Annotated in this window: 4 protein-coding genes and 1 pseudogene; 2 read left to right on the top strand and 3 right to left on the bottom strand. The window is 66.9% G+C overall.

The genetic code is table 11. The annotated features are described in order from the left end of the window. Positions 1-201 (bottom strand): annotated as a pseudogene (locus tag AC1DOC_RS26805) (two-component sensor histidine kinase); the annotation flags it as partial. A gap of 76 nt (positions 202-277) precedes the next feature. Further along, a complete protein-coding gene (gene ompR / locus AC1DOC_RS26810) occupies positions 278-1,009 on the bottom strand; it encodes an osmolarity response regulator transcription factor OmpR (RefSeq protein WP_012747691.1) in 732 nt (243 codons plus the stop codon). A gap of 230 nt (positions 1,010-1,239) precedes the next feature. On the opposite strand from ompR, the gene AC1DOC_RS26815 reads away from it, so the two are divergent. Both AC1DOC_RS26815 and AC1DOC_RS26820 read left to right on the top strand, forming a co-directional pair. Continuing rightward, on the top strand, positions 1,240-1,539 hold the full coding sequence (locus AC1DOC_RS26815) for a hypothetical protein (RefSeq protein WP_230537834.1): 300 nt from the start codon (positions 1,240-1,242) through the stop codon (positions 1,537-1,539). Between the two features lie 60 nt (positions 1,540-1,599). Further along, positions 1,600-2,310 (top strand): SIMPL domain-containing protein, encoded by a 711-nt coding sequence (locus AC1DOC_RS26820; protein WP_018905033.1) that lies wholly within the window; start codon positions 1,600-1,602, stop codon positions 2,308-2,310. Between the two features lie 9 nt (positions 2,311-2,319). Here AC1DOC_RS26820 and AC1DOC_RS26825 read toward each other — a convergent pair. Next, positions 2,320-3,018 (bottom strand): 3-hydroxybutyrate dehydrogenase (locus tag AC1DOC_RS26825; protein ID WP_478130842.1); only part of this gene is annotated, 699 nt, incomplete at its 5' end.

Below are 3,018 nucleotides of genomic sequence, written 5' to 3' on the forward strand. Positions count from 1 at the left end.
GTTCACGAGCGAGGCGATCTGGTGTGCCGTCTGGATGGCGCGCGGCTCGTATTCGAGCGAGCGGAAGGTCTGCAGCCAGGCGACCGTACAGCCGATCAGCAGCAGCGCGAGCAGGAAGAATGTGCGCCAGAAAAGGCTGAAGCCGAGCTTCAGGCCCGGTCGCCGGTCACGCTGGCCGCTGCCCTCCAGGGGGCTTGGCATGGTGACCTGCGCGCCGTCCTCCTGGGCTGGGCTGGGTCTGGCGGATTGCAGGCCGATGGCCACCTCAGGGTGTCGTTCAGGCCGTGCCGTCCGGCACGAACACGTAGCCCACGCCCCACACGGTCTGGATGTAGCGGGGCGCCGCCGCATCGGCCTCGACCAGCTTGCGCAGGCGCGAGATCTGCACGTCGAGGCTGCGGTCGAAGGGCTCGAACTCGCGGCCGCGGGCCAGCTGGGCCAGCTTCTCGCGCGACAGCGGCTGGCGTGGATGGCGCACCAGCGCCTTGAGCATCGCGAATTCGCCGGTGGTCAGGGAGAGTTCCTCGCCGTCCTTCTTGAGCGTGCGCGAACCCAGGTCGAAGGCAAAGGGCCCGAAGGTGACGGTTTCGTTCTCGGTGGAAGGGGCGCCGGGCGCCTCGAGCGGCGGACGGCGGCGCAGCACCGCATGCACGCGCGCCAGCAGTTCGCGGGGGTTGAACGGCTTGCCCAGGTAGTCGTCCGCGCCGACCTCGAGGCCGACGATGCGGTCGACGTCCTCGCCCTTGGCGGTGAGCATGATGATGGGCGTGCGGTCGTTGGCGGCACGCAGGCGGCGGCAGACCGACAGGCCGTCTTCGCCGGGCATCATCAGGTCGAGCACGATCAGGTCGACCGTGTCGCGCAACAGGATGCGGTTGAGCGCCTTGCCGTCCTCGGCCACGATCACTTCGAAACCTTCCTGGGTCAGGTAGCGGCGAAGCAGGTCGCGGATGCGGGCGTCGTCGTCGACGATCACGATCTTGTCAGTGCGGGCGGGAACTTGAGTCATTTCTACAACGTTGAATTTGTAACAGCGCCGATTCTGAAGGCGTTGAGCCCCCGTTGAGCCGGTTTTACTTATGGTTTGACACTAAGTTACAAAACTTGCGGTCGCTCGCTGTCTAGTCATCCGACGTTCGCCCGGCGGTGGCAAAGTCCGCCCAGTGCTATGACTTTTGTTCAATGAGAACCCTTCTTCCCGTCCTGCCGATCCTTGTTGCCTGCAGCTGCGGCCCTGCCTTGGCAAACGCCGGCGAGTTTCTCAGGGTCGGTGATTCGCGGCGCAACGAGGTACGCGAGGCGGTAGCGGCCCACCGTGCCGCGCAGCGCGACGAAATCCGGCGGGAGGAGGCCGTGGCCGGCAGGCGCCTCACGGCGGCCGAACTCTTCGAACTGCGCCAGCAGGTGCGAAGGCAATGGACGCCGCCCGGCACACCCCACGTGCTGAATTCGGCAGAATCGCAGCCGGCCGAGCGAATGGTGCCGGAGCCGATGTCGGCCGCGCGCGCCCTGACCTTGCCCCGCAGCCAGCGCCGCTGAAGCGGCGAGGGCTGCGTGCTCTCGCGTTCTCGAATACCAACCCAGGGGAGTTAGCTCGTCTTGAAAAAAATCAGTTTGATCGCCGCCTTTGCCGCACTGGCTGCGGCTGGCACCGCCGGCACTGCCATCGCCCAGAACATGGTCCCGCCGCCGCAGAACGTGCTGCAGCTCACGGCCTCGGGCACGGTGGAAGTGCAGCAGGACATGCTCAGCATGACGCTCACCACCACGCGCGACGCAGCCGATGCCGCCACGGTCCAGTCGCAGCTCAAGGCCGCGGTGGACGCGGCCCTGGCCGAGGCCAAGAAAAACGCCCAGCCCGGCCAGCTCGACGTGCGCACCGGCAATTTCAGCCTGTCGCCGCGCTACACCCGCGAAGGCAAGATCAACGGCTGGCAGGGCTCCGCCGAAATGGTGCTCGAGGGCCGCGACTTCGCGCGCATCACGCAGACCGCAGGCCGCATCACCACGCTGAACGTCGGCAACGTGGGCTTCGCGCTCAGCCGCGAGCAGCGCGCCAAGAGCGAGACCGAGGCCCAGACCATCGCCATCGAGAACTTCAAGCAGAAGGCCACCGAGCTGGCCAAGGGCTTTGGCTTCGGCGGCTACACGCTGCGCGAAGTCTCGGTGAACGCGAACGACAGCGGCCCGATCCGGCCGCGCGTCATGGCGGCGGCGGCCAAGTCCTTTGCGGCCGATGCGCCGGTGCCGGTGGAAGCCGGCAAGGCCAGCGTGGTCGTGAACGTCTCGGGATCGGTGCAGCTCAAATAGCTTCTTCTTTTATTGAGCGGTCCAGCCGCCGTCCATCTGCCAGGCGACGCCGCGCACCTGGTCGGCGGCCGGCGAGCACAGGAAAACCGCCAGGCCGCCGAGCTGCTCGACCGTGGTGAACYGCAGCGAAGGCTGCTTTTCCCCGAGCAGCTCGTTCTGCGCCTGCGTGGCCGAGATGCCTTCGCGCGCCGCGCGGTCGTCGATCTGCTTTTGCACCAGCTGGGTCAGCACCCAGCCCGGGCAGATCGCATTGCTCGTGATGCCGGTGGTTGCGGTTTCGAGCGCCACCGACTTGGTGAAGCCCACGATGCCGTGCTTGGCCGCCACGTAGGCCGACTTCTGCGCCGAGGCCACCAGCCCGTGGGCCGATGCCACGTTGATGATGCGGCCCCAGTTGGCCTCGCGCATCGCGGGTATGGCGAGCCGGGTCGTGTGGAATGCGCTCGTGAGGTTGATGGCGATGATCGCGTCCCAGCGTTCAGGCGGGAAGTCCTCGACCTTTGCCACGTGCTGGATGCCGGCGTTGTTCACGAGGATGTCGACGCGCCCGAATCTGGACGCGGCGAACCTCATCATGTCCTCGATCTGGCCGGGCTGGCTCATGTCGGCGCCGTGGTATTCGGCGCGCACGCCGAGCGCCTCGATCTGGGACTTGGGGGTTTCGGCGTCGCCGAAACCGTTGAGCACGATGTTTGCGCCTTGTTGTGC

The sequence above is a fragment of the Variovorax sp. 01T439_2 genome, assembly GCF_056398445.1.